24 protein-coding genes are annotated in these 21,934 nt (G+C 47.2%); 12 read left to right on the top strand and 12 right to left on the bottom strand.

Annotated elements, in window-relative coordinates:
• Positions 1–60 precede the first annotated feature (60 nt).
• Entirely contained in the window at positions 61–1,566 is a 1,506-nt protein-coding gene (locus AC14M5_RS19610) for a tetratricopeptide repeat protein (protein WP_484031405.1), read from the bottom strand.
• Positions 1,567–2,567: 1,001 nt separating this feature from the next.
• Between AC14M5_RS19610 and AC14M5_RS19605 the strand changes: the two genes are divergently transcribed.
• The gene (locus AC14M5_RS19605) at positions 2,568–2,945 is read left to right on the top strand and encodes a YtxH domain-containing protein (RefSeq protein WP_484031404.1); all 378 of its coding nucleotides are present in this window, start codon (positions 2,568–2,570) and stop codon (positions 2,943–2,945) included.
• A gap of 240 nt (positions 2,946–3,185) precedes the next feature.
• On the opposite strand, the gene AC14M5_RS19600 is transcribed toward AC14M5_RS19605, so the two are convergent.
• The gene (locus AC14M5_RS19600) at positions 3,186–3,410 is read right to left on the bottom strand and encodes a hypothetical protein (protein WP_484031403.1); all 225 of its coding nucleotides are present in this window, start codon (positions 3,408–3,410) and stop codon (positions 3,186–3,188) included.
• 236 nt (positions 3,411–3,646) lie between these two features.
• Here AC14M5_RS19600 and AC14M5_RS19595 point away from each other — a divergent pair, with 236 nt between their 5' ends.
• Positions 3,647–3,850 carry a hypothetical protein gene (locus tag AC14M5_RS19595; protein WP_484031402.1) on the top strand — a complete coding sequence of 68 codons (204 nt, stop codon included), beginning with the start codon at positions 3,647–3,649 and terminating at the stop codon, positions 3,848–3,850.
• Positions 3,851–3,891: 41 nt separating this feature from the next.
• Positions 3,892–4,104, top strand: coding sequence for a KTSC domain-containing protein (locus AC14M5_RS19590; RefSeq protein ID WP_484031401.1), 213 nt, complete (start codon positions 3,892–3,894; stop codon positions 4,102–4,104).
• A 234-nt stretch (positions 4,105–4,338) separates the two neighbouring features.
• Here the strand turns inward: AC14M5_RS19590 and AC14M5_RS19585 are convergent, their stop codons facing one another.
• Together AC14M5_RS19585 and AC14M5_RS19580 are read right to left on the bottom strand one after the other, a co-directional pair.
• Entirely contained in the window at positions 4,339–5,553 is a 1,215-nt protein-coding gene (locus tag AC14M5_RS19585; RefSeq protein WP_484031400.1) for an ammonium transporter, read from the bottom strand.
• A 102-nt stretch (positions 5,554–5,655) separates the two neighbouring features.
• Complete coding sequence (locus AC14M5_RS19580; protein ID WP_484031399.1) at positions 5,656–6,534, bottom strand: winged helix-turn-helix domain-containing protein; 879 nt, start codon at positions 6,532–6,534, stop codon at positions 5,656–5,658.
• A gap of 343 nt (positions 6,535–6,877) precedes the next feature.
• On the opposite strand from AC14M5_RS19580, the gene AC14M5_RS19575 reads away from it, so the two are divergent.
• The gene (locus AC14M5_RS19575; protein ID WP_484031398.1) at positions 6,878–7,351 is read left to right on the top strand and encodes a DUF3592 domain-containing protein; all 474 of its coding nucleotides are present in this window, start codon (positions 6,878–6,880) and stop codon (positions 7,349–7,351) included.
• A 47-nt stretch (positions 7,352–7,398) separates the two neighbouring features.
• Here AC14M5_RS19575 and AC14M5_RS19570 read toward each other — a convergent pair whose 3' ends face one another.
• Positions 7,399–8,820, bottom strand: a complete 1,422-nt coding sequence (locus tag AC14M5_RS19570; protein ID WP_484031397.1) for a hypothetical protein — start codon at positions 8,818–8,820, stop codon at positions 7,399–7,401.
• Positions 8,821–9,018: 198 nt separating this feature from the next.
• Here AC14M5_RS19570 and AC14M5_RS19565 point away from each other — a divergent pair, with 198 nt between their 5' ends.
• From AC14M5_RS19565 to AC14M5_RS19555, 3 genes are all read left to right on the top strand, one after another.
• Positions 9,019–9,441: a DUF3592 domain-containing protein gene (locus AC14M5_RS19565; protein WP_484031396.1), complete on the top strand. Its 423-nt coding sequence runs from the start codon at positions 9,019–9,021 to the stop codon at positions 9,439–9,441.
• Positions 9,442–9,501: 60 nt separating this feature from the next.
• Positions 9,502–9,960 (top strand): hypothetical protein, encoded by a 459-nt coding sequence (locus AC14M5_RS19560; RefSeq protein WP_484031395.1) that lies wholly within the window; start codon positions 9,502–9,504, stop codon positions 9,958–9,960.
• 119 nt (positions 9,961–10,079) lie between these two features.
• Complete coding sequence (locus AC14M5_RS19555; protein ID WP_484031394.1) at positions 10,080–10,292, top strand: DUF1801 domain-containing protein; 213 nt, start codon at positions 10,080–10,082, stop codon at positions 10,290–10,292.
• An 11-nt stretch (positions 10,293–10,303) separates the two neighbouring features.
• On the opposite strand, the gene AC14M5_RS19550 is transcribed toward AC14M5_RS19555, so the two are convergent.
• The gene (locus AC14M5_RS19550; RefSeq protein WP_484031393.1) at positions 10,304–10,807 is read right to left on the bottom strand and encodes a hypothetical protein; all 504 of its coding nucleotides are present in this window, start codon (positions 10,805–10,807) and stop codon (positions 10,304–10,306) included.
• A 94-nt stretch (positions 10,808–10,901) separates the two neighbouring features.
• Positions 10,902–11,372, bottom strand: a complete 471-nt coding sequence (locus AC14M5_RS19545) for a low affinity iron permease family protein (RefSeq protein WP_484031392.1) — start codon at positions 11,370–11,372, stop codon at positions 10,902–10,904.
• A 218-nt stretch (positions 11,373–11,590) separates the two neighbouring features.
• Here AC14M5_RS19545 and AC14M5_RS19540 point away from each other — a divergent pair, with 218 nt between their 5' ends.
• Positions 11,591–12,253, top strand: a complete 663-nt coding sequence (locus AC14M5_RS19540) for a C39 family peptidase (protein ID WP_484031391.1) — start codon at positions 11,591–11,593, stop codon at positions 12,251–12,253.
• A gap of 18 nt (positions 12,254–12,271) precedes the next feature.
• On the opposite strand, the gene AC14M5_RS19535 is transcribed toward AC14M5_RS19540, so the two are convergent.
• On the bottom strand, positions 12,272–13,069 hold the full coding sequence (locus AC14M5_RS19535; RefSeq protein ID WP_484031390.1) for a hypothetical protein: 798 nt from the start codon (positions 13,067–13,069) through the stop codon (positions 12,272–12,274).
• A 21-nt stretch (positions 13,070–13,090) separates the two neighbouring features.
• The gene (locus tag AC14M5_RS19530) at positions 13,091–13,906 is read right to left on the bottom strand and encodes a hypothetical protein (protein ID WP_484031389.1); all 816 of its coding nucleotides are present in this window, start codon (positions 13,904–13,906) and stop codon (positions 13,091–13,093) included.
• A 244-nt stretch (positions 13,907–14,150) separates the two neighbouring features.
• Here AC14M5_RS19530 and AC14M5_RS19525 point away from each other — a divergent pair, with 244 nt between their 5' ends.
• From AC14M5_RS19525 to AC14M5_RS19510, 4 genes are all read left to right on the top strand, one after another.
• Positions 14,151–15,317 (top strand): GGDEF domain-containing protein, encoded by a 1,167-nt coding sequence (locus tag AC14M5_RS19525; protein WP_484031388.1) that lies wholly within the window; start codon positions 14,151–14,153, stop codon positions 15,315–15,317.
• Positions 15,318–15,431: 114 nt separating this feature from the next.
• Complete coding sequence (locus tag AC14M5_RS19520; protein ID WP_484031387.1) at positions 15,432–16,511, top strand: hypothetical protein; 1,080 nt, start codon at positions 15,432–15,434, stop codon at positions 16,509–16,511.
• 24 nt (positions 16,512–16,535) lie between these two features.
• Positions 16,536–17,573 carry a hypothetical protein gene (locus AC14M5_RS19515; RefSeq protein ID WP_484031386.1) on the top strand — a complete coding sequence of 346 codons (1,038 nt, stop codon included), beginning with the start codon at positions 16,536–16,538 and terminating at the stop codon, positions 17,571–17,573.
• Between the two features lie 73 nt (positions 17,574–17,646).
• Positions 17,647–18,015 carry a hypothetical protein gene (locus tag AC14M5_RS19510; RefSeq protein WP_484031385.1) on the top strand — a complete coding sequence of 123 codons (369 nt, stop codon included), beginning with the start codon at positions 17,647–17,649 and terminating at the stop codon, positions 18,013–18,015.
• Between the two features lie 192 nt (positions 18,016–18,207).
• Here AC14M5_RS19510 and AC14M5_RS19505 read toward each other — a convergent pair whose 3' ends face one another.
• From AC14M5_RS19505 to AC14M5_RS19495, 3 genes are all read right to left on the bottom strand, one after another.
• Positions 18,208–18,921, bottom strand: coding sequence for a Mut7-C RNAse domain-containing protein (locus AC14M5_RS19505; protein WP_484031384.1), 714 nt, complete (start codon positions 18,919–18,921; stop codon positions 18,208–18,210).
• 88 nt (positions 18,922–19,009) lie between these two features.
• Positions 19,010–19,459 (bottom strand): SRPBCC family protein, encoded by a 450-nt coding sequence (locus AC14M5_RS19500; RefSeq protein WP_484031383.1) that lies wholly within the window; start codon positions 19,457–19,459, stop codon positions 19,010–19,012.
• A gap of 221 nt (positions 19,460–19,680) precedes the next feature.
• Positions 19,681–21,705 (bottom strand): carboxypeptidase-like regulatory domain-containing protein, encoded by a 2,025-nt coding sequence (locus AC14M5_RS19495; protein WP_484031382.1) that lies wholly within the window; start codon positions 21,703–21,705, stop codon positions 19,681–19,683.
• Between the last annotated feature and the right edge of the window lie 229 nt (positions 21,706–21,934).

Raw genomic sequence — 21,934 nt, 5'->3', positions numbered from 1 at the left:
TCATACTCAACTCCGCAAAAGAAACTGTATGAGAAGTATAAGGTTGTCAAGCTGTCACGACTATGTTGAATTACTTTTCAAACACACCACTAGTCCCATAGCATCCAATTCAATATGAGGATTATCTCCGTTTTTAGCGTCAGCGATTATTTCTTTCACTAAAGCCATGGCTCCAGTTGTTAAGCTTTCTGGATTGAAATCGTCCCGAATCAAATAACCTGAAGATTCTTGAAGTTGAGATGTCTCGGCTTTAATCAGTGCAGAGACTAGCGAGAGTTTTGTATATGAATTTGAAGATTCTATTGCCAGAGAGAGTCGAAGATACTCTATTGCTTTTGTATATTCGCCTGCTTCAATATTGACTATTCCTAGAGCCCGAAGATAATCTGGATTATTAAAATAATCTTCGTTTACCAAGCTGGGTATAGCTTGATTTTGCTTATCATTTGCTAAACCGAAAACACGAGTTGCGTATGCTGCCGTTTCACTTGGATTGATTTCTATCGCTTTGGTTGCTAGATCGACGGCTTCTGAATATTTCTTTTCTATGATTCGCGCCAATGCAAGATTTGCTATGGCCTTTGAATCATTAGGGTTTAGCAGATACGCTTCTTCAAATAGACTGGCCCCTTTTGTATCATCTTGCAGTGCGATTGCGCTGCTACCCTGAAGTGTTTTGAGCCGCCACCTTATTTTGTATGAGATTGTTTGATCTTTTAGACTCAATTCGATATTGTTTAATAATTTTTCCGCCGCAATGGGGTTTCCAGTTGTTAGTAGTAATTTGCATTGATCTAGTTGAGAATTGAACTGTATTTCATCTTTTGTTAAACCTTCAAGGTTTATGTCCAATTCCCCTTTTGAAATCATTGAAGATTGAGTCTTTTCATTTGCAGCTATTTTTGAAAACACTTTTTCTGCAATGATATGGGGTAAATCTTGGCGAATTGCATCTTCCAGGGCTGATTGCCGTGCTAATATCTCGTTGGTGTTGATTTCAATTCGTTCCGTTTTTCCTATTAATGCAGGCAATGTTTGGTTTGCATAGACTGCTAAAGCACGCTCTAAGCTTATTTGATATATATATGATGCATTTGAAATTTGTTCGTCACTTAATTTTGATCCCCAATATCTCTTGAAAGATGCTTTGAATGTGTTTTTTAGTTTGCTGTAGTCAAGATCCTTAGCAAATTGCTTTGCGATTTTTGAGAGCTCAGGAGACCCGAACATTGGGAGCTCGTGAATTGCCTGTTTCAAGTTGTCGTCATTGCACACTTCGGAGAAGATTTCATCTGCTTGTTTAAGCGCATCTTCTAATTTGTTGTTTGAGATGAATTCATCGATTTTTTCTGAAATATCTTCCCCTACATACTCACTAACATTTTCTAAAACTAGGCTGTAAGCACTTTCTCCAAGTTTATGCTTGATTAGGGCGCCAGCTAATTTGCCAAGGTAGTAAATCTTTTTTGCCATTTTTCCCTTACCTGTTAAGTGCAGAACTAGACTGCTTTTTACATATATAAAAGTATAATCTGATTCTCTTGGATTGTATATTTTTTTCTTCATGTAATTCAGGGGAGACTTGGGTATTCCAATGCACTGGCAATATTTTGTCGCGGGGTGCTTCGCTAGGGTGACTGTCACTTTTAGTGATATGCGTCGGAATGGATGGCGGCCTAGTGTTCTTGCTTCATCCCACTGCTGGGCGATTGGTTTTGCAAATTCTTCACGCTATAGCAACCATTGTCCACTTTTATTGATTCAAAGAGAATCATATGAAAGAAAACTCACAGACTGCCGCCCTTGATGGGGCACAATGTAAAGTTATCAGCGGTGTCCATGCGGGGAGATGGTGTGCGGGCAGCCCCCTCTGTCCTTCGGACATCTCCCCTCGCGTTAGCACCCTGCGGGTAAATACGACAGTAAAATTGCACCGATATTAATTGAAAGTTTTTATGTCGGATTTGGGGGACATCGTACCCGAAGCGACACTGCACCGCACTGCGTTTGTTGCAGTGCAGGTGAGCGAGTGGTAGAAAAACCTGCGACTGGTGGGAATTAAAATTTTTATGTAGACAGTACATTCCCCTTCCCCCAAATCCGCACTTTGATTTGGGGGAAGGACGGGATGGGGGCCGAGTTGTAACGGCCAATGGTTGGAAAATTTCACTTACTAAAAGCAAAATTTAACCGTCATAGTTAACCTAAGTTGCCACCATACTCTCGTTGTGTCATGCTGAGGGGCGCTCTTCGCCCCGAAGCATCTCTGACGCCATAAACGTAGACCCTTCGGTCGCGACGAACGCGCTCCCTCAGGGTGACACGTTTTTTTATATCAAGGTGGCAACCTGAGTTAATTAGGCAATCAGCCCAAATATGTATGAGCTAAGCAACTTCTAACATAAGATTAATGGAATTTGTATGTTTCGCATGTTATCAATATAACAGGCGTATTAATTGGCCTGTCTTCATGGGATGTTTAGGGCTGCTGTCTTTAGCCCGAGCCATAGATCATCAATCACTTTTGTTTAGGCCGTTCCCTCAGAACTGCCTGGAAAGAGGAAAATATGAATACTACAAATCAGGAATTTGAACGTCAAAAATCGTCGGGTCGTACGATGTCCACCCTCATCGGGCTGGTAATTGGGAGCCTGGTAGGTGCCTTAACGGTGCTGCTATTTGCTCCGCAACCCGGAGAAAAGACCCGCGCCGAACTTCAGGACGGAATGCTGAAATTTCGTGACCGGACTGCCACCAAGGTGAAGGATACAGTGACGCAGGTCAAATCCAAAGCCGACCAGATCAAAACTGAGGTGCAGATGAAAGCCCAGGACCTAGGGCATAAGGGACAGGATCTGCTCGTCAGACAGTTGGATAATGTTGCTCAGGCCGCGGAAGCTGGCAAAAAAGCCATCAAAGGCAACGGAACCCATATTGTAGAATAACTTCAGTTGCCTGCTGCAAATAGTTCTTCCAGCCCTCTCCTATTTGGAGAGGGCTGGTTTGTTAATGAGACGGAGAGTCGGCTTGTGGGATTGGCTTAGGCGAGGTGACTGTCACTTATGGCTTTGGCAGACCTGACAGGTTTTCTTGTGACCTCGGCCTGTCAGGTCTTATGCGCGGGTAGTGATCCATGTCAATTGCGGCTTTGTGGAAACCTGTCAGGTCTTGATGGATAGAACAGATCAATCCAATACTTCAAGCGAAATTTCAACCAGCGTCGATGTCTGCTCATTGAATACATGTAAAAGATTATTGACCACAAATGTATTATGACTTAAGGCGACCTTGTCTGCAGCGATCATCTTTGGGCCGATCACCACTTCATCGCCGATGCCTGGCGGATTGGCATCGGTTTCAAACTCTGCAATTTCTTCGTCATTGGTAATAAATCGAAATCTGTATCGCATCCCATATCATCCTTTGTATTTTTATGAGTGACTTTTATCGTGCCTGAATATAACACGGGAGAGCCAGGTGACAGTCATGTTTGCGATGCATCCTGCGGGCAAATGCGCCACGGGAAATTTTGGTCAAATCGAAGGCTTAGTTTCCGTAATCGGTTAAGGCCCGAATCTGGTTCGGCGAAAAGGTGTAAAATTTGTAAGGTCGTGAGTCCCCCCGCTTTAGAAAAGGAGTGCAAATCATGTTTACCTGGCAAACCATTCTGGGAGTCGTCCTCTTGTTGTATTCAGGCTTCTTGATTTATCGGGGCCGCGTCACCTCGGGTGACGACTACAACAACACGTTCGTGGTGGACCGTAAGAAAAGCCCCGTGCGTTTCTGGCTGACGGTTGGGGGACTGATCGTGGTCGCGCTGTTGCTGCTCTTCAACATCATTCCTTTCTAGCAGTCTCTAGAAATTTCTTCAACATACCAAGGGATAAAAACATGCAAAGACAATCTGTACGTTCCAGTCACATCATCTCAATTGGATACAGCGCCTCTCAAATGCTATTGGAAGTCGAGTTCAAAGACGGGTCAATCTATCAGTATTTTGATGTACCTAAAGGCGAGTATATCGCGCTGATGGAAGCCAGGTCACATGGCAAATATTTGGATGCCCATATTAAGGATACGTACCGTTATGCGCGTGCGAATTGATTCAAGGCGACCCCCGTCCTTCGGACACCTCCCCCAAAATCAAAAACCAATTTTGGGGGAGGAATAACGTGGCGATGGGTAGAAATTAAAATTCTCATATGGACAGTACATTCCCCTTCCCCCATTTTGCTCTTCAAATGGGGGAAGGCCGGGATGGGGGTGAAATCATATAACAAGAAACATCCCGTCCGCTAGTGAGAACGGACGGGATGTTTAATACTAGTACTGCAAATATTAAATCATTTCATAAGCGGTTTCACCGTGCAGGGCTTCGTCAAGACCTTCCAGTTCCTCAGCTTCTGTCACTTTAACTTTGATAGCTTTGTCGATCAGCCATAGCGCGGCATAGCTGAAACTAAAAGCGTATGCAGCGGTAATGATCACACTGAGCGTTTCAACCAGGAAGAAGGTTGTGCCTCCGAAGAACAAGCCGTCTGCGCCGGCTGGATTCCATACTTTTGTAGCCAAAAGACCGGTAGCAATACAGCCCAGCACTCCGCCGACTCCGTGAACACCCCACACATCCAAAGCGTCATCAAGGTGCATACGGTTCTTGAGCGTGACAGCCAGGTAACAAACACCACCAGCCATAATGCCAATGATAATGGCTCCCGAAAGGCTGACGTACCCTGCCGCCGGGGTGATGGCGACCAGGCCGGCAACAGCCCCGGTCAATAGGCCGACAAACTTGGGTTTCTTTTCTATAAACCATGCGATGAATAGCCAGGTAAGCCCGGCGATGGAAGCGGCAATATCGGTATTTAGGAATGCCGTAGCTGTAATTTCGTCAACGCGCAGTTGTGAGCCAGCATTGAAACCGTACCAGCCAAACCAGAGCAAGCCTGTGCCAAGCGCAACTAGTGGGATGCTGTGCGGACCACGATCCATCACTTTGCGTTTTCCAACAAATAAGACTGAAGCCAGAGCTGCGAAACCGGCTGTGGTGTGCACGGCTGTCCCACCGGCGAAGTCGAGCACCCCCCAGGTTGCAAACAATCCGCCACCCCAAACCATGTGGGCGATGGGGAAATAAACGAACAACATCCACAGCGTCAGGAAAATCATATAGGGGACGAAGCGCACGCGGTTGGCGAATGCACCCGTGATCAAGGCCGGGGTGATGATGGCAAACATCATTTGGTAGGCGATGAAGACCAACAGTGGAATATTGTTGTTGGCTGAAAGCGCATCAGTGGGCGAGATACCACGTAGGAAGGCATGGTCAAGGTTGCCAATGACGCTGCCAGCTCCACCGCTGAAGACCAATGAATAGCCAACCAGCCACCACAGCAGGGTGGTCCAGCCCATGGATACAAAACTCTGGATCATGATGGAGAGAACGTTTTTTCGTCCCACCAAACCGCCATAGAAAAAAGCCAACCCGGGTGTCATTAACATCACCAGGCTGGTCGCGACCAACATAAAACCGGTGTTGCCAGTATCGAACATACTTGCCTCCGAAAAGAAAGGATTACGAACATCCCTATCATATCTGTTGGAGGGATGAACGAGATTTCAACTCCTCGGCAGTTCGATTGCAATAGTCAACATTTAGTGGGGGGAAAAGAGATAGCCTGCACCGCGTATTGTGCGCAGGAATGATGGCTGGCTTGAATCAGCCTCCAGCTTACGCCTCAGGCGCAGGATGTGCGGGCGCACGATACCTCGTGATTGAATTTCGTCCAGGTGTTCATATCCAAGCGCAGCACGGGCGATCTCGCGGTTGCTCAAGGCTCGATACGGATGGCAGACCATATAGAGCAAAATGGAGGATTGATCAGCCGTCAATTCTATTTTCCTGCAATCTGCTGAACCCCCCAAGCTGGAGATCAGGCAATGTTGTTCAGGGTCAAATTGAAGGTGCGGATGAATCGAAAAGGGAGAGAATGTATTGGATATGTCGGTAACCCTCGCATCAGATGCAGGCGGCATATCCGTTCGGAACATTTGCAAAGCTGAATCTAGAGCGTTGATCATCCGTTGACGTTCCTGATTTTCCACCCTGCGCTTCAGTTGTTCGTTAAGCTCCTCTGTCTGGCGGGCCTTGAGCAAAAGCCGCACACGCTGGCGTAATACCAATGGATGTATTGGGCGGGTCAATATATCGGTGATGCCTAATCGAAAACTTGGCTCGACCCAACGCGTTCCGTCCTGATCGATGATCAATAGCACGGGCAACGGATCTGCCCGACCCAATGCCTGAATGGCCTGAATGATGCTCTCCAACTCTGGGAGCGCCGCGGGAGATGCATACGGAAACCAAATAATGCCCAGGTCTGGTTTAACATCCAGGTGCGGCAGGGGAAGTGAGAAAGAAAGAACGGTCTCAATTCGATATCCCTCAGCGGATAGTGCTGGCGTCAGGCGGGCGGCTTTGGCAGGTTCATCTGCGACAACCAGGATCGTACTGGAATCTGACTCTATATGCATCCGTTTACCTCAGAAAGGACTTGACTCAACGATTGCATTGTAGCTTTTGTCCCTTTCTCCTGGGAGTACTATTTATCCTTTTTTGCCGTCGTGATTCGTCCTATTTCTGAATGCTCTCATCGTGCCTTTCCTATTGTCAAAAACTAAGAGCGACAATAGGAAAGAAATAACTTAACGTTGGGCAAAAATTATAGTTTTCAGAAACACAGCACATTCTCCTTCCCCCATTTTGCTCTTCAAATGGTGGAACCTTCGGCGGGATGAGGGTGAGAGTCCACTTGGGGGATTGTGAAGTTAGGGTGGAAATGTAGAATGGTTAAAAATTACTTTAGAGGATATTTTTATGTCAGAAAATAATGGTACATCTGGAAAGCTTAATTGGTTGGGATGGTTCCTCGCTTTGAATCTGGCGTGGCTTCTGCTGGCTGCGCTCGCGGCCTGGCTGGGCTGGCGGAGTTATACCTTGAGCGTAAACGGCGAAGTCACCACAGGTACTGTAGTCCGTTTGCTGGAGGATCAAGTCTCTGCCGACTCTGATTTTATTCCCGTTGTGGAATTTCAAGTAGACGGCCAGACTTATACCGTCCAAAGCCAGAATCGTTATCGCTGGTGGGATCGATATCTCCGCTTCCCTGTCGGCAAACAAGTAGAGATGCGTTATCACCCCGCCAACCCTGAAACTGCAGAGATCAATTCGTGGTGGGATCTTTGGAACGAAACGATCATACTTACGATATTTACACTCCTCGCTGCGATTGGTGTGAATGTGTATCTGTTTTACCGCTGGCGGAATAATAGACAAGCCCCCGGTGGTTGAAAAAGCAAGACCCCCAATCAACTCTCAGGAGTCTTGCTTCATTTACTTTATCTTTCCTTATCACTACCCGCCTTCGGCTTGTCCGCTGGGTTGATGCCCGTGTTCCGCACGTTGATCAATTTCTTTAATAGATCAAACCAGATCGGCGCTCCCTGCATGGCGGCTATCGCAGTCAGAAAAATGCCCAATAGCTTTAATGTCCATTCTCCCGTTGTGGTTGGAAGGTTGCTATACAGAACGCAGTCTTTGCCCACTATTCTATAGGGCTGGTTGCCCTCGCTGACGTAAGTTTCAAAAGTCTCAGGGTGCGGGCAGAGCCGCAGTCCGCTGGTGGGGTCTATCTTGAATTCCCCGCTACTATCATCAGTTAGTATGGGGTGAGTTTCATAGATCCATCCAACTGGCAAACCCAGGGTGACGAATTTTTCCTGCAAGTCCTTTACAACATCTGGCAAAGTCGTTTCACCATCTGTGGAGACATTTGGATTCACGGAAACAAATTTAGTGGCGTTCGCTGCCAGCACCTGTCTGACTGCTGGCTCGCGCCATAAGTGGTTTGCCAGCCCGATTGAATCAACGTTCAATGTACAGGCAAGCACAAGCCCAATAAAGAAGGTCCAGGCCTGGGCCCAACGCTTGTACCAACTGCTCAATCGGTCCATGCTGTTATCGAACCAGGCTTCAACATTTTTGCGTCCGATAGCCAGCGCCTTATCCGCATCGGTAGCATATTCTTCCGCACCTGCTAGTAAGCTGTTGATCGCATTGGCAAGCCCGGTTGTCCCACTGTTGATGGCCCCTTTTCTGATTTGCTCCAGAAATGGTTCTACACCAGATAAAAGATCGGCAACCTTTTCTGTATCTTTACTGAGAGCCTCAACCAGCTCCGTGGCGAGGGCCGCCAATGGGGTTTCCTTATTCGATGAAATTTTTCCCAGTTCTGATAACCGAGAATTGATCTCTGCGCTTATTTGAGTCTTGGATTCTGCCAGTGTGGCCCCTGCCAATGCCTGGGCTAAATTGCCAATATGAACAAGATGTACCCTTGCTTTCTCCTGCTCATCGGCGCTGAGTTTCGCAACTTCCCTGCGCAAAGCAGAAAATTTACCTTTGAGGGAAGAGGTTGGTGTCCCTGCATTGGTGACAACATCGAAAAGCACCGTCGCAAAGGTCTCTGATGGAATGTAGGGAGGGTTGTCGAAAAGCGGGATATCGAATCCAAGCTTGCGTAATAGCCGATCCCACCATCCCGTAGCTGGCTCCTTTAGGTTCCTTATCAGGGGGTGATCATAGAAGCTGTCAAAGAGGGCCTTGCTCTCGATCATATTGCGAATGGATATGGTCAGGTCCTTGGCGCGTTTCTTGCTAAAGCTGGCAATCACCTCCTGCGCCTGCATGGTTGCCATGCTAATGACCAGCCAGACAAAGATCAAACCGATTGCAACTTCAAGTAGTTCTTCCAGATACATGCGATCCTCCTTTGGCGAATAGGGCACACTTTAATCAGTATACAAAAACTTTCGTTGATTGCAATATGTAATTCCCCGTCCTCCCCCAAATGCGACTGAAGTTCGTCGCATTTGGGGGACATCGTACCCTTTAGGGTAGGTGCCCGCAAGGGCGGTGGGGGTGTATTATTTGGTACACTCCAATTACAAGGAACTCCCATGAGACGCTTCTTATTCATAGTCACTGGTATCGGCGCAGTCCTTTTGGCCCTGGCAGTTTATTCCTATATGCGCGAAATGGATTTTCTCAGCCGCGCCGTATCAACAACAGGCATCGTCACCGATTATCAGGTACGCAGGAACGGCGACAGAGAATCTTATTGTCCGATCTTTGTATTCACCAGAATGGATGGCCAGACTGTTTTGTATTACGGGGATGTGTGCGCTTCAGCCCCCGCCTTTGAAATTGGTCAGCAGGTCGAGGTGCTTTACGATCCGCTGGATGTTGAGTGGGCCCAGATGAACAATTTTTGGTCCAAATATAGAAGCATCCTTATCCTCTTTGGGATCGGCCTGTCCATATTCCTGATCGGGCTTTATGGATTGTTCTCACGCAAAGCGGAACCAAATGTTAGGAAGTGATATAGTTATCATCCTTCATTATTCCTGCCATGAATTGAACGATGATTTGAGGAGAAGCCAATGGAAACAATTATTGCCGCCCTGATAAGCGCCGTTGCAACTGTTCTTGTTGTTCTCATTAATCGCAAACCCGCAAAAACACGGGCAACGTCATCCAAGGCCTTGAAATCTAACCCAAAGCATAATCAAGCTTGGGCTGTGCTGGCAGTGGTCGGTTTGTTTTGGCTCGTACTTTCATCTGTCTTGCTAACGAATACTTTCGAAAACATTTCCCAGTTCAACACCACAATTATCATTCCAGTCATTACATTGGGTGCCGCCTTCTTATGGATCATTGATGGTTGGATTGCGTTCGCCATCGTTGTGATCCTGCATATTATCAATCTAATCGCTTATATGGGTTCGCATTATGGCGATGCGACTTACTTTTTCGGGGATATGTCCGGGGTCATAATGTTTGCGGTGATAGTTTCCATCAACGCCATTCTGGCATCCCTGATATTACGTCTGCGCTCTTGAATTAAGATTGACGAAGATAAGAGGCAAATTTCCATGCAAAGCCAGGCTAAAGATGTAACAGCTTATCTGGAGCAGGTTCCAGCCGAGTGGAAGGCAGCACTTGTACAATTGCGCAAGCTATGCCTCACCGCGGTTTTGCCAGCCAGAAGAATTTCATCGGCCTCTACATCCTGCGCACAGGTGTGATGAATGCTCATAAAGATTTGCTGAAGGTAAAAGGCGTGAGCATCGGCAAGGGTGCTATCCGTTATTCCAAGCCAGAGAAAATTGACTTCGAAGTGGTGGAGAAAATGTTGAAGACAACCGTGGAATCAACTGGGGAAGTTTGCTGAACAGTGACAGTTTAGAGTTTTCCGAAGGCCACACCTTTATAACCCCATCCGCAAGCGGCCACCGCATCCTGGATTGGCTTTTTGATCTCATTGGTACTAAAGCGATAGTTGTAGACCTGCCCGGGCTTCAACTCTTCAGTAAAGGCGTATGCCGCGCCAAACTCGACCGAGGTCATTTGTCCCTGGAATTTTGAAGCGGAGAACGAAAGCGACGGCACGCCTGCGCGCCATTCAACAGTAAATTCCTCATCCTTGCCGCGCACCTCATGCTTTGCTGCATCAAATTTCATGTAAATGCGGAAGACCTTTGTCAGATTCGCCTTCGCGAAGATCTCATACCATTTAGCATCCACGATCTTCCACTCGGCGATCAAGTCCACTTTTTCGGATGCGCCATCGATGATCTGATAGGGGGCGGTTTCACGGTTTAGCATGAGCAAACGCTGTCTCACTTCATCCACTGAAAGTACAGGCACGTTCTTATCAGGTTTCTTGCCAAAGCCAAAAAGTCCCATTCGATTTCTCCTTTAGATATTCGGCTCAACAATTGGTGAAGGATATGTTTAATCAACGATCACCATAAGCCGACAATTGAATTGATTATAACTTTCATTTATTGACCCTGCGTTTTCCAACTCTCTTGCTGGGTTTCTTTTCACCTATTAATTCAGGAGTGCCCATATTCAGTTTTTTATTTCGCAATTCCTGGCGCGCGCGTTCGGCCAGCAGTTCATAGCCATCGCGGATGCGGTCCAGGTCATCCTGTTCGAGTTCTTCCAGGTCGAGAAGTGCATTATGCGCCCCCTCAATCGAGCGGATCAATTCATCCAGTTTGATATGGATCGCTTCTGAATCGCGATTCTGCGTATTCTGGATCAGGAAGACCATCAAAAAAGTGACGATGGTGGTGCTGGTATTGATCACAAGCTGCCAGGTATCGCTGTAATTAAAGATCGGCCCCGTCAGTGCCCAGATCACAATGATCAAAAAAGCGGCTACAAAGGTGATTGGGCGGCCTGTAATGCGCGAAGTCCATTTTGCGAAATGTGTAAAACGAGATGTGGATTTTATGGGTCTCATAGGATTCTCCATTCATCAATATGTATCCAGCCAGTTTTCATGTCCATATTGTACGTCCAAATCTGTTCACCTGATGTGTGTTTTTATAAACCCTGCGATTTAATTAACCCAAGTCTAAAGAGACTCTCATCATAAATTTATTGATCTGGCTGGGTAAGTTGAGATGAATTACGTAAGGCAGCCATGCACCGACGTGTCAAAATAGCATAGTGAAACTCATGAAAACAAATAATAAATCAGTCGCAGGTAGTTGGAGAATTTTCAGTTTGATCTTTGCTGGAAGTCTTGTTTATATAGGCTTTAGTCAAATGTCTTCGTCATACTCTGTCTCGCAGCTTCAGCAGGAGCCTTTGATTTTACAGGTTGACATGGTTCGTCAATCAAAGAGCACCTCTTGCGGTGAAGCGGTTATTACGATGGTCTATAACTATGCATACCCACAAACACCAATTAGTGAACAGGCAGTGATCGATTACGCTGCGTCTAATGGATATTACACCGAAGACCTTCCGCCTTTCACTAGTCCAGCAGATATGGTAAAGATCGCAAAGTATTATGCAGATGATGTTTCAACAGGAGTTGCGATCACTTCTGGCCAGGGATTGACTCTCCTGACCCAAAAATTGCGGAGGGGAGAACCTGTCGTTATCGACGTCTTTTCCAATTTTAATGACTCTCAATCGGAGGCTCATTTTGTGGTGGTGACGGGCATCTCAGTTGACCCAAACAGGGAAAATGCAATTGTCGTCCACTATAACGATCCACTCACAGGGACATTTGAATCAGCAGATTGGGACGGCGATACCGGGCTTTGGAATGCCTGGCAAAATAATGATGACCCCGGCGGGTCAGGCTGGTGGCTGGTAATTTCTCCTCCATGACGGAAATTAATCGTAAAGCTATCTTTTTATTTGTAATCCGCGTAAGGCTAGGCCGCCGATGAGCACAGTTCCCAGAAAGGTTAGCATAGGCCATGCACCTGAAATAGTAATTGCTGGGTCATGTGGATAGAAGGCAATGATCAATAGCCAGAATATTGGCATCAATGTCAACATGTCTGCGATAGGGTAGAGGCGATTCCAATCCTTTTCACGGGCGAACCATAATGGCCCCATGCTGAATGCGCCCCATATCGATGCGAAGGCGCGCACTATCAACGGAGACATAGGCCAGGGTGCAGAGGCAGTAAACAGGTCAGGGAAAAGAAGCGCGGTCAGGCTCAGGGTCAGCATCAGCCCGCCGAGAGTCAACGCTAGCAGGCGCGTGGCAGGCAATACAGTCGTCCCTGTCACTTCCCATATTCCTCCGTTTTTTTGATTGCGCCAATAAAACCAATTCAGTGCAATGGGTGCGAGGATATAGGATGCGAGCCACGAATTAAGTTTGATGCCCGGGACGAATTTGTCGATGTGCACCAATGTGACGATGGTCAACATGGTGGATGAATATGTTAGCATGGGCACGAGGTAACGGGCTGTTTCCCAACGCCCGCGCAGCACAGCTTGGGCGCCAAAGATCACCGTAGATGAATACAGTACGCCCAATAACATGGCATTGATGGGCGGCGAGATCTTCCAGAAGAAAAACGATTCTGTCTGTGCGGGAAAGAGCAGCAGGGAGATGACAACGCCGAGAGCCTGGAAGATCATCAGACCCCAGAGCAATTTCATGCCTTTGGATAACGAAGTTTCATTCATTGGTTTTCCTGATTCCACATTTCAAGCCGTAGTATTGCTCTGACGACGTTGATATAAAAATAGCCCACTCAAAACAAAGAAGGCGCTCACGTATGCGCCCAAATAAACTAATTGTCCGGGATGTTCTAGGAAGTTAAACTTATTCAAGTTAACCAGCGCGGCAATGGTAATTACGATGATGAATGACATGCCAGCACGTCCGAGGGTGACTACGGCAGAACTTCCTTTAGCCCAAATCAACGGGACGACGGCTGATGCGAGTGCTGCATAGAATGAAGCAAACGCGCGCAAGGTGAACATGGAAAGAACTTCAGGAAAAATGCTGGCATCGGTTCCATGACCATCTGCGCCGGAGACCCAGCCATAGATTGCGAGGAAGCCGACGAACAAAACGAACAGGCCCATCAGCCAGCGCGTCCATGCCGGGACCTCGGAGCCTTCTTTGGAAATCTCAGGCTTTGTGCGTAGCCATTCGATTGTTAATAAAACAACGACGAGTACGTTCAAAGCCAGCGCCAGCAAATAGGGCCAGGCCATTGGGACATTTAATATCAGTTTATCTCGAAATAAGATAAGCACTGCCGCTTCCAACGCACCAAACATCGATAAATAGACCACGTTGGCATAGACCAGTGACCAGCGACCTATGCGGCCTGTCTCCCAGGCTGTGAAGGCATTGCCCAGACTCCAACCTCCCATGGTCATTGCCACGAAGGGAGATATCTTCCATGAGAAATTGGCTGCCGACCAGGTTGGTGCTACGAAGAGAATTACACCGAGCACGGCATATAAAACAGCAAGAATACGAATTAAGGTACGGGATAGCGGTGAGATCATGACATCATCCTTTTATGAATTTCAAATGTGAAGACAAACATAATGAAAGCGATAACACCAAGTGATTGGAGACGGTGCGGGCTTCAATTAAATATATCAGGACTTTCGCTTCTATCCGCGTATTCAATGTGATTGATACAAACTTAGAGGTTATAATCGGCAAAATCAAATCTGACAGTTCAGGGAGCTTATTTGAAGAAAATCTGTCATCGCCCACCTTCGTTCTTTTTTAGAGGTTAAAGGAATGTTTGACATGCGCACTATGGGGTTGATCTCTGCGGTGATTCCCATGGCTTTGGGTGTGGTCATGGCTGCCTATTGGGCTGCCAGGCGGGTCTATCCTGACTTTGCGCGTTGGGTGGCATCGAATATCCTCCTGGGCACTGGCTTCTTGTTGATTGACCTGCGGGGGTTCATCCCAGATTTTCTCTCCATTGTCATAGGCAACATCCTTATTATCTACAGCCTGGTGTTGATTTACGAGGGCCTCCAGTTATTTTTTGAGCGCAACCATCTTGATATATGGAGTTACGCAGCTTTTGGCCTGTACGTTGTTTTGCAGGTCTGTTACACCTATCTTTCCCCTGATACGAACGCGCGTATCATCCTTGCTTCAACGGCCTCTGTGTATTTCAATCTGCGTTGTGTTCTTGTTCTGTGGAGGCACGCGCCGCTGCGTTTGCGTAACACGGCTAGAAGTGCCGCTGCTGTATTCATGGTATCTCTATTGGGCTCATTTCTGCGCGGGGTTCATACCATTGGGATGGCCCAACCGCTGGATATCTTTGCCGATCAATATCTTTTTTGGTATGCATTGGTCTTTTTGGTTACCGTCATTGCCTGGGCTCATTTCGCCTTCTTTCTCAACAGCACTCGCCTCGAGCTGGAACTTGAAGATGCGCGGCAGGAACTGACGTGGATTGCCAATACCGATCCTCTTACTGGCGCCTCCAATCGCCGCCATTTCCTTGAATGCGCCGAGGTTGAGATCGAGCGTGCGAAACGATTTGGTCACAATCTCTCGTTTCTCGTGGTGGATATTGATGATTTCAAGACCATCAATGATAAGAACGGACACGATGTGGGGGATGCTGTGCTGCTTCATCTTGCAATAATATTTAAGGAACAACTTCGCTCCCTGGATCTGGTGGCCCGCTTCGGTGGGGATGAGTTTTTTATCATGCTGTTGAACGTGGATCAGAATCAGGCGTTTATGATCGCAGACCGCATCCGTAGGGTGATCGACCGAACCCCGGTCTTCCTGGAGGAAGGGCCTTTGCATATGAAGGTGTCCATCGGTGTTTCCGCTTGTATGATCACGGATAATGAATTGAATCAAGTATTGAAGCGGGCAGACACTGCCCTTTATCGCGCCAAGAACGAGGGGCGAAATCACGTGGTTATCGCCTGATTTGAGATCCATATTTGGTTTAAACCAGTTGGAATTGTTGGGTATCTGTAGGTTGAAAGTAGATTGCATGAAAATCGAGAATCCAGTATGCTTGTTATGAAGAAGGGAGAACCCATGAAGTACACCGCAAACGCAAGTTCCGCATCGCAGACTTCGTCCATAGCCCATAGTGTTAAGTTCGATACACATCCGCTTTCACATATTAAAGGATTGGAAAGAAAAAATAGAATCCTGAGCGTAGCTTGTTATTTTGGCCTGGCCCCATTCCTGTGGTTTTCCGGCGTTATCCGCCAGCAAAACCGCCTGCTGAATCATCATCTCCTATACAGCCTGGCATTTTCGTTTACAGTATTTTGCGCCCTAATATTTGATTTGGTTACCACTCGCATTCAATATTGGATCGTGGTGGGCCTTTGGAATCCGACGATGGCAGAATATGATTCGCAGATACTGTTCATGGCGATTCTGAGTTTGGTTTGTACTTTAGGATCCTTTCTTATTATCTTGTTGTGGGGGGTTACATGGGCAAAAAGCGTACTGGGTGCATGGCGCGGGCGCACTCCGCAGATTGCGATCATTTCGTTGATCGCTACCAAATTTCATGCATTGAGGCTTGCGGTTTACTGGTCCCTGCTTGTCGAAGGCGCGGTTCTATTTTTGGTCGGCCTTGGCATCCATTCAGCGTACATTACACAGGCAATGCCGGAGAAGGCAGATGTGTACGTTCTCTATACAGTCGGGGGATATATCCCTGCTCCCGGTCTTTATGAAACGTTTACGCCCCCGCGCTGGTCAGTGACCTTGGCTTTTTATCCGCTTATAAAAGCAGGCATGGATAAATTTGGAGATCAAGGTGTAAGCGTTTTGCCGCTCTCTGAAGAGTCATTCAACGAAGCGATTCAAAATGGACGTTTTATCTTTGTGGCTTCTCATGGGGGCATGTCATCTGGAGCCTTTACGATCTCGGGTATGCCATACAGGGAATACAAACCTTCAGATGTTAAGCAAAGCCTTGTAGGGGAGCAGCTTCAATTTGCCTACTTTGCAGGCTGTTGGACAGGTGACCTCGAATCCGAATGGCGGCAGGCGCTCGGCCTCGATAATGTGGTGATGTTTAACCGTCTGTCTTATGTGGATGAACACATGCTTTGGGTATGGTTCAAATCAGCTGGAGTTATTCGCGGATTGAACTAAAGACTTGCAAAAGGGAAAATGTACATGAAATATTCATCATCTGCCAATGAATCGCTTCAGCCAACACCTGGAACGGGTGCACAAGAGATAAAAAGTCGCCTCCTGAGCGCGGCCTGTTATTTTGGGCTTGCCCCTCTCATCTGGTTCTTCGGCGCAGTCTATAGGAAGGACCGCCTGCTCAATCATCATTTGTTGTACAGCCTTGCTCTCACTTTTATCGCGATCTGTGTTATTGTGACCCAAATTGTGGCAGAAATTATTTTGTACAAGATTTTTGGCGCAGGCTTGCAAACTTCATCCCAAGCGGGGATGACAATAAATTGGTTTTTTGTATGGTCGGTCTTGCTGACCATTGTACTGTTGATTGTCAATTCAGTATGGAATATTGGCTGGTTTGTAAGCTTGTTCGGGGCATTAATGGGACGCACGTGGCGGTTGCCTTTGGTCTCGAATATCGCCTCCATGAAATCGGCAGTCACCATTACTGTGTATTCATCCCTTGCCTCTTATTTGGCTTTCGTGATAACGATTGGGATTGGTATTCACTCTGCGCAAATTACCAGAACCCAACCCGAAGAAGCTGACGTGTATATCCTTTATACAGTCGGCGGTTATATTCCAGTGCAAGGTTTGTATGAGGCGTATACTCCGCCGAGTTGGGCTGTCACAATGGCATTCTATCCTTTGGTTCTGGCAGGTATGAATAAATACGGAGATGAAGGTGTGAGTGTTTTGCCTCTTACCGATGCTAATTTCAATAATGCCATCCAAAACGGACGATTTATCTTCATTGCATCGCATGGTGGAAGATCACCTGGCAATTTAACTTTTTCCATGATGCCTTACCGTGAATATGGGCCCACCGACGTGCCGCAAAATCTCGTTGGAGATCAACTTCAATTTGTATATTTTGCAGGCTGTGATGCTGGTTATCTGGAAGACCAATGGCGTCAGGCGCTTCACCTGGAAGATGCTATTATGTTTGACCGAATTTCCATAGTTGGTGAACACCTGATGTGGGTATGGACGAAATCCCCTGCGGTCATTTCTGCATTGAATTAATTGATTGGCTTTGGAAAATTGCCCAAGTTTTTGCTTATCGGTATAATGCCAGAATATCTTATAGGAGCAAATTATGGAAAATAAAAAGACTTCTTATTGGTGGGCAGCATTGATCGGCTTGCTCATGCCCGTTTTGCAGGTAGCCATCTTCTATTTTAGGTTTGGAAGATTCAACCAGGAAAGTTCCCTTCTCGATTACATTGTATTCTTCCTGGCAGGGGCAGTGGGTGGTTTGATCCTGGTTGCCTTGTTGCGGGGCAGTAAGACCAATGTAATGAAATGGATCGTAGTGATAGCCTTCTTGTTGGCAACACCATTCGCCATGTTTGGGATGATCGGAGGCGGATTGTTGGGGCCAATTGGTGTTGTGCTCTTTAGCGCCGTGATCTGGGGCATTACCACGGGCATCGGGTTTTTAATTGGGCGCTTTTTTTCAAGATAGAAATAACACCTAGTACTCATCTCAATTGTGTCACCCTGAGCGGCAGCGACACATGCACCGCGTTGCGGATGCAGTGCGGTGAGGGTCTCGCCTCTCGAAAGTACGAGACTCTCACCTGCACTGGCGTGCGGCGCAAGTGTCGGTCACGAAGAACGCTCCCTCAGAGCGACACGGTGTTTTTGAGCGGGCCGCTTACCTCGGCCCGCTTTTTGCAATCTGCTCGATCAAACTTTGCATCCTTTCGTAATGCGAACCTTTCCAGTAGATTTGTCTGCAGGCGGGGCAGATATGGAATTGGTCAAAATACTTTTTGGTCAATGGCTGGAGGCGCTCAATGATCACTTTTTTCTCAACAGACTCAAGCTGATGATTGCATCGCAGGCAGCGATGAAAGGGCCGAACCTTATTTTTTAAATCAAAGCGTTGAATCACTTCAGCAACTTGCTCAAGCGGCATGAGCGAGCGCAGGCAGTAGCCATGCAAAATGATCTTTCGCATCAACAATCGGCGGTCGCGAGTCAGCAGGATGCGCCCCTCGCGCTGAACAATCTCAGCCATGAGCGAGTCGTCAAAATGGTTTTGATAAATGCAGTCAAACCCCAGCATACGCAAATGCGCGGTCAGGCGCCCCAGGTGACAGTCAAGCAGGAAGCGCGGCTCAACGGGACATCCATTTTCAACAGGATAAACATCGACTCGATCTCCATCCTGTGTGATCCTGCCCAACACTTCATCCCGACCGTTGACCTGAATCCTTCCGATCTCCGGGTGCGGCACTCCAAGCGACTCAGCCAAATGCTTGAGTGATTGCCGACCTTGAAAATTAACGATGATCTCCTGCTCTCTTTGAAACTGAGGCAGGAAATCTTTTAATCTGCCATGAAATAAAAAATACGCGCCGCTCATACAATCATTATATTCCTACGCCGGTGTTGCAAAGCAAAGTGACTGTCACTTTCAAAATGACAGTCACTTTTGCCAGGCGGGGCAAGGGTTATATAGCAATAGGCGTCTCCATCTCCATTCTATTCTTCAAATTCTCAAGCAGGATATCCGCTTCGCGTTCGTTCTGTTTTGTCAGGATCGCTTCGGCGATTTTCCCAACCAATGGAACTGGAACCTTATACTCAATCTCCAATGTTAATTGGGTCTCATCGCTTACAGCTTCAAAATCCCATTCGAATTTGCTTTCAATGCCTTTGATGCTTTTGGTGACTATGCGTTTATTTTCCACGTGTTCGGTTGTCTCAGATGCGCCGTCAAAACGCATACCGCCCATTTTATACACCCAGTCGAAATTGTAGCCGCCGATCGGGTTCGGTTTCACATTTTTTACATCAATCATGCTGGGCCAAATCTCTGGTAAGTTAAGGGGCTCGTTCATAAAGGCAAATACTTTACGAATAGGGGAGTGGATCTTGATTATCTTGTGAAGTTTCGCCATGATTTTTCACCTCCTTTCATGCTCAAAGTGAAAAACGGCCTGGCATTCCAACCACTAAAAGAATCTCAATCCCGCCCGGTCAATTCCATTGTATAACTGTCGACCTCAATATTCAATAAGCAAAATATACGCCCTCCTCGCAAGGACATAAAAACTTAGGGCCCGGCCATCATGGCCGGGCCCTCTTCTTAGTTGTTGTAATTTATCAGGGATTTTGCACCCTATGGAAAATTGTAGTTTGCTTGCGTTGCATCACCATCCTCATCCCAGATCATGGCATGGATATCAAACACAGTCAAACCATCCACACCCTGGCCTGCAAAATCGGCCAACCAGTATCCATTGGTATCGGTGGTGACCACCAGCCAAAAATCTCCACCGGGTTGGTGTACCCCAACACCCACATCACGCCCGGCAGGTGCAGTGCCTGATACTGTATCAGCGTCCCCATCAAATTGATCAACCGAGAGTCCTTCAATGAGCAAGGTCTCAGAGTTCAAACCATCTGTAACGATCACATACATGCCCTGAGCAAGATCGAATGGTGCCCAATTATCAAACCAGACTTTCCCGATGTTTGGGTTCCACTCGGTTGGAATGGCGAACTGGGTCATCATCACATCGTATCCATCCAAAGGATCGGCATTCGTATCAAGATACATCGTGATCTCATCGTCAATTGTCCAGCCGAAACTGAAAACCCACTCATGGTCTGGTTGGGCAATGATCGTGAACTCTGGTGGAGGTATCTCAATATTTAGATGGAAATTTACCTCCGTCGCTCCCACTTGAACATCAGGAATGGTCTGTTCCTCAAATGGATGCTCTCCGCAAAATTCTCGACCCGCAACAATGTTAACTTGTCCTTCCGGGATGCTTTGAAGAACATAATATCCATTCCCGTCTGTGCAGGTGCCGTAGCCGCCTTGCTCCGTATCCACACCAATGCCGCCAAGGGGATTGCCTTCGGTATCGTACACAAAGCCTGAAACTGTTCCAATATGCTGGAAATTAAGATCACTTCCCTGCTTGGTCATGCGCACGTTTTCAGATGAATCGAAGGTCATACACTCAAGCCCTGAACCCAGGCTCTGTGGATTTGCTTCGCTAAATGCATACAAGCTGACTTGGTATACGCCATCTGGTAATTGGCCGAGGGCTGTGCCAAAATCAAATCCGTCTGGTATTCCCGCTGCGCCGGGCTCAAATGCGTTCCATGGAACCACATGATTGACACTCGCAATGCCGTTCGCACCGTAGTCGCTTCCACCCGGCCAATTGAACGGTGAAATGCCGATCTGATAAAAGCCGACCTGCGGTGTACTGCCTGGCTCAAATTCGCCGGGGACATCCGAAACAGAGTCCCAACTCAGAAGGATATTATCCTCGAAAGTATATGTGCTGCTGATGTTGGCCGGCGCTCCTTGGTTGCATCCATACCACACATCAGTAGATTCGGTACCGGGTATTGGGTCTCCAAAGATATCCAACAAGGAGAATCGGTAGGTACCACCAGCTAGCGGCAGACCATCAATATCACTCAAATAGCGGAAGCGGCCTTCAAAATCAACATCCGGGCTGAAGATATCCGTATATTCCTGTATGACAACCTGGGAACCATCGGGAGTCTCCACCAACATTCCAGACGAGACGATCACCGTGTAGCCTTCGTAAAGCGTCCAACCTCGCATCATGCTGGGATTTAGATCGCGATGTGCATACAACCCCCCGTCAAAGCCTAGCCCGGCATCCTGAACACTTGGACATTTCGTCTGTCGGCGATCATGATGCAGGCCGCTCCATTCTCCTGTTGCAAATTGAGTTACCAATGTTCCATTCGCCTGATCGTCCTTTACGCTTTCCCCACCGACCATCACTGTGCCCTTAAGGCGGATCAAGTATGGCCATCCATCTCCTTCCATTGGGACAACTGTGCTGTAAATGGTGACTTCATAGGAATGATCCAGGTTGTAGATCGCCTTCAATGAAAGTGGCATAAAAGCATCGGTGTCGGGCGAGCGCATACACCCGGCTGCATAGTAAGTATTTGAAGAAGTCACACTGGCGCGCATGTCATTTACATACAGAATCAAAGCTGGCATAGAATCCCCCGATTCGAGGAAAGACCACTCCACGTCCCACCGTCCGCGTAGATCATCCACTCCATTATCGGCCCCTGCAACAGACGCCGGCATAATAACAGTAAGGATCAACACCAAACAAACCATAAGATTAATCGGTTTCATTTGTTCCTCCTTTGGATTAATGAAGAAAAACACGACAGATCAAAAATAATATTGATTACCATCTCCTTTCATATTAAATTTGAAGAACCACCAGTAATTGAACCAATAAATGAATTGCCTGTCCGCCCGTACAAGATCATTGTATAACTCTTAACTTCAAGATTCAATACGCAATTTTTGGATGCACTACAGATGCAATACAGTAGAATCACTTCACAAGGAGTATCAC

Source organism: Candidatus Villigracilis sp. (assembly GCF_057083605.1).
Note: the sequence above shows the minus strand (reverse complement) of the source record. Positions and strands in the feature narration are given on the sequence as shown.